This is a genomic window from Streptomyces sp. NPDC050704 (assembly GCF_040654355.1).
Taxonomy (GTDB): Bacteria; Actinomycetota; Actinomycetes; order Streptomycetales; family Streptomycetaceae; genus Streptomyces.
The window spans coordinates 1-3512 of sequence record NZ_JBFAHW010000250.1 but is presented as its reverse complement, the minus strand read 5'-3'; the positions used below and the strand labels follow the sequence as shown (position 1 = coordinate 3512).

At 69.5% G+C, this 3512-nt stretch carries 4 protein-coding genes; 3 read left to right on the top strand and 1 reads right to left on the bottom strand.

Annotated features, from left to right (window positions below):
• Window positions 1–166: 166 nt before the first annotated feature.
• Window positions 167–1120 carry an NAD(P)/FAD-dependent oxidoreductase gene (locus AB0I18_RS51795; RefSeq protein ID WP_363112849.1) on the bottom strand — a complete coding sequence of 318 codons (954 nt, stop codon included), beginning with the start codon at window positions 1118–1120 and terminating at the stop codon, window positions 167–169.
• 84 nt (window positions 1121–1204) lie between these two features.
• On the opposite strand from AB0I18_RS51795, the gene AB0I18_RS51790 reads away from it, so the two are divergent.
• The 3 genes from AB0I18_RS51790 to AB0I18_RS51780 all read left to right on the top strand — a co-directional run.
• Entirely contained in the window at window positions 1205–1819 is a 615-nt protein-coding gene (locus AB0I18_RS51790; protein WP_363112848.1) for an XRE family transcriptional regulator, read from the top strand.
• 148 nt (window positions 1820–1967) lie between these two features.
• Window positions 1968–2933, top strand: a complete 966-nt coding sequence (locus tag AB0I18_RS51785) for an alpha/beta hydrolase fold domain-containing protein (protein ID WP_363112847.1) — start codon at window positions 1968–1970, stop codon at window positions 2931–2933.
• A 373-nt stretch (window positions 2934–3306) separates the two neighbouring features.
• The coding region (locus tag AB0I18_RS51780; RefSeq protein ID WP_363112846.1) for a hypothetical protein at window positions 3307–3512 on the top strand (206 nt) is incomplete at its 3' end.

Genomic DNA, 3512 nt, shown 5'->3' with positions numbered 1-3512 from the left:
AGCGGCCGTGGACCACCACTGTCTGCGGCACCCGCTCAAAGCGGCACTTGCTCGTGCTCGGCTGCGGCGGTCGGCACACTGCGTCGCCCGGCCAAATCCTCGGGTTGCCAACACTCGGGAACCGACGACGAAGATGCCACTTCTCCTGCCGGCATCGGGCCGGCCGTCAAGTCGCGACGGCTCGCCGGGTGTCTTCGGCGATGAGGTCGAGGTTCAGTCCGGCCGCTGCCTTCAGTCCGGCGGCCGCAGAGCCGATCACCGTCTCGGTGACGCTGGTGACATTGCCCGCCGCGAACACTCCGGTCACGTTGGTCGCACCTTGCGCGTTCGCGGCCACGTAAGTGCCGGCGACCTGCCCGAACATCTCCCAGTCCGTGATTTCCAGGCCCAGCCCGGCCAGCCCTGTGACGCGGGCGGTGAAGCGGGGCGCGACCACGAGATGCGTGAGGTCCACGCGCCTGCCGCCGGTGAGCAGTGCCGCCGCCAGCCGGTCGTCCACGACGTCCAGGGCTGCCACCTTCCCTTCCACTACGTCCACCGAGCGGGCGTTCAGGCGTGCCCGTGCCGTGTCGTCGAGGAGCGGCCCCGTGTGCATGAGCAGGGTGATCTTGTCGCTCCACTGGGTCCAGAGCAGCGCCTGTTCCACTCCCGCCGCGGTCGTGGCCAGGACGCCGATGGGCTGATCCCGCACTTCCCATCCGTGGCAGTACGGGCAGTGCAGTACTTCGCGTGTCCAGCGCTCGGCCACGCCGGGCACGTCGGGAAGTTCGTCCACCAGTCCGGTGGCCAGGAGCAGCCGACGCGCTCGTACGGTGGCGCCGTTGTCGAGTTCAAGGCCGAAGTGGGCATCCGTCTCACGCGCCGCGGCGACCACTGAGGCCGTGACGCACTCGACTCCGAAGCGGTGGATCTCGCGCCGTGCGAGGTCAAGGAAATCGGCTGGGGCGATGCCCTCATGCCCCAGGTAGTTGTGGATGGACCGTGCGGGTGCGTTGCGCTGCTGTCCGGCGTCGACGACCAGCACGGAGCGGCGGGCTCGCCCGAGGGTGAGCGCCGCGTTGAGACCGGCCGCGCCGGCGCCGATGACGACGGCGTCGTAGAGGGGCTGTTCGTTCGTCATGGTGATTCCCTTCCGTCGCCGGTGATCTTGCGACCGGCCGCCCTGCCAGTCCAAGGCCGCTTGCCGACCCGGCAAGATGCGCGGGTGAACCACGATGAGGTAGACGGTGTCCTGCGTTCGGTCGGCGGGCGTCTGCGGGCCCTTCGGCAGGAGCGCCACGCCACCCTGGACGACATCAGCGCCATCAGCGGCATCTCCCCGAGCACGCTGTCCAGGCTGGAGTCCGGGAAGCGCAAATACACCCTTGATCTGCTGCTGCCCCTGGCGGCCGCGTACAACGTGCCGCTGGACGAGCTGGTGGGCGCCCCGCAGACGGGCGACCCCCGTATCCACCTGCGCCCGGTCGCCGTACCCCAGCAGGGCCGCACGGTGATCCCTTTGGTGCGCCACTACGGCGGGCCGCATGCCCACAAGCACGTCCTGCCGATGGGACCGGCAGCCGCGGAGGCACCCGCGTTGAACACTCACCAGGGTTTCAACTGGATCTACGTCCTGTTCGGACGGCTGCGCATCACGGCAGGCGGGGCGGAACTCGTCGTCCAGGCAGGGGAGGCAGCCGAATTCGACACGCGACTACCGCATGCCTTCAGCAACGCGGGCGATCAACCCGTCGAATTCCTCAGCCTCTTCGGCGCCCAGGGCGAGCGCGTGCGCCTCAAGACATGGGACGAGGCCGGCGGAGCCGCCGGGATCAGCTGAAAGTGGGTCGGGACTCGGCGGTCGTTCGCCGGTGGGTACGGCCGACCGGCACCCTCTTGCCAAGGTGGCAAGCGGGCTTCGTGCTCCGTCCGCGCACGGCACATGATCGCCGTTCCCGGCCCACCTCCACAGAATCCAGGAACCACCCATGTCTGCCGTAGTGCCGCCCATCGACCCCGAAATCGCAGCAGCAGTCGACCTCGACAGCCTGCGCATCGACCTGACACACGAGTTCATCAAGGAGCGGCGTGCCGCCGCCGCTGCGTTCCCGACCCTTGACGACCTGCGCGGGAGCGGCGCTTTCACCATCGAGGAGCACGTGGCCTCCACGGCGGAGGGCACGGCCGACGTGTCCTTGCTGGTGTGCCGGCCTGCGGGGGCCGTCGGTCGCGTGCCTGTGCTGTACTACCTGCACGGCGGCGGCATGGTGATGGGTCACGCACGGCAGAACCTGGACTACGTCCTGCAGTTGGCCAAGGAGGTAAGCGCTGCCGTGGTCTCCGTCGAGTACCGACTGGCTCCCGAGCATCCTCATCCGGCCGCGCTGGAGGACTGCCTGACGGCTCTGACGTGGGTCACGGCCAATGCCCTGGACCTCGGTGTCGACCCGGAGCGGATCGTCCTCCTCGGGCTGAGCGGTGGCGGCGCATTGGCGGGCGGCCTGTCCCTGCGTCTGCGTGATCGCCTGGACCCGCGGCCGCTGGGGCAGATGCTGGTCTGCCCCATGCTCGACGACCGCAACAACACCCCGCCGGCGGCCCAACTGGCCCACCTGGGGGGCTGGAACCCAGCGACGAACGCGGCCGCCTGGAACCACGTCCTCGGCGACCACTGCGGCACACCGGCCGTGCCCTCCTGCGCCGCTCCTGCCCGGGCCGAGGATGTGTCCGGGCTGCCACCGACCTATCTCGAGGTCGGCGCCGTCGAGATGCTCCGCGACGAGGTGGTCACCTTCGCCACGCGGATCTGGGAGGCCGGCGGTGACGCCGAACTCCACGTGTTTCCCGGCGGCTTCCACGGTTTCGACTTCTTCGGCGTCACCGCCAACCTGTCCCGCGACGCGCGCGCCGCCCGGCTCAACTGGCTGCGGCGTACGCTGGCGACGCCGCGGTAGGGCACTGCGGACAGCCCCAAGTCGCCTCGCCGCATGCTCGCTTGCCTCCATACCGGGCCGACTTTCGGCGGCCACGGTGAAGTGCACCAGCCTGGTGAGCAAGCCCGAGCACAGGATGACTTCCTCATGGCCTGTCAGCTCGGTTCGTATCTCCCCACGCCCCTGCCTGCCTGGCCGGTCGGGCAGTTCGCGCCCCTTTTTCAGGATGCGCCCGACGCGCAGAGGGACTTCGGACCGTGTCGGACCTGAGGCACAGACTCTGATTCCGGCGAGGCGTCCCGGACCCGGTGCGCCTTCGCCACATGACAATCCCCTGGCTGAGAAAGCCAAGCATGCGCATCAGACAAGCAAGTTTCTGGCAACGGGTGTCGCCATGGTGGCCCTGGCCACCCCGGCTCACGCGACATCGGCCCTTCCCGCGCCGAACGTCGATGCCATCCGTGCCGTCCAGGAGCAGGCAGTGGCCCATGGCGCGCCAGGCGGGGGCCGCGTCGGGACCGCCTCCGTCGTCGGGGCGCCGAACGCCACCACGCCACACGGCTGGCGCTCTTCGGCGGCGACGTCGATGAAGGCTGAAGC

What these genes read in the sequence shown, in the direction of transcription:
- AB0I18_RS51795 (WP_363112849.1), bottom strand. Translation starts at nt 1,120, where the DNA reads ATGACGAACGAACAGCCCCTCTACGACGCCGTCGTCATCGGCGCCGGC.
- AB0I18_RS51785 (WP_363112847.1), top strand. Translation starts at nt 1,968, where the DNA reads ATGTCTGCCGTAGTGCCGCCCATCGACCCCGAAATCGCAGCAGCAGTC.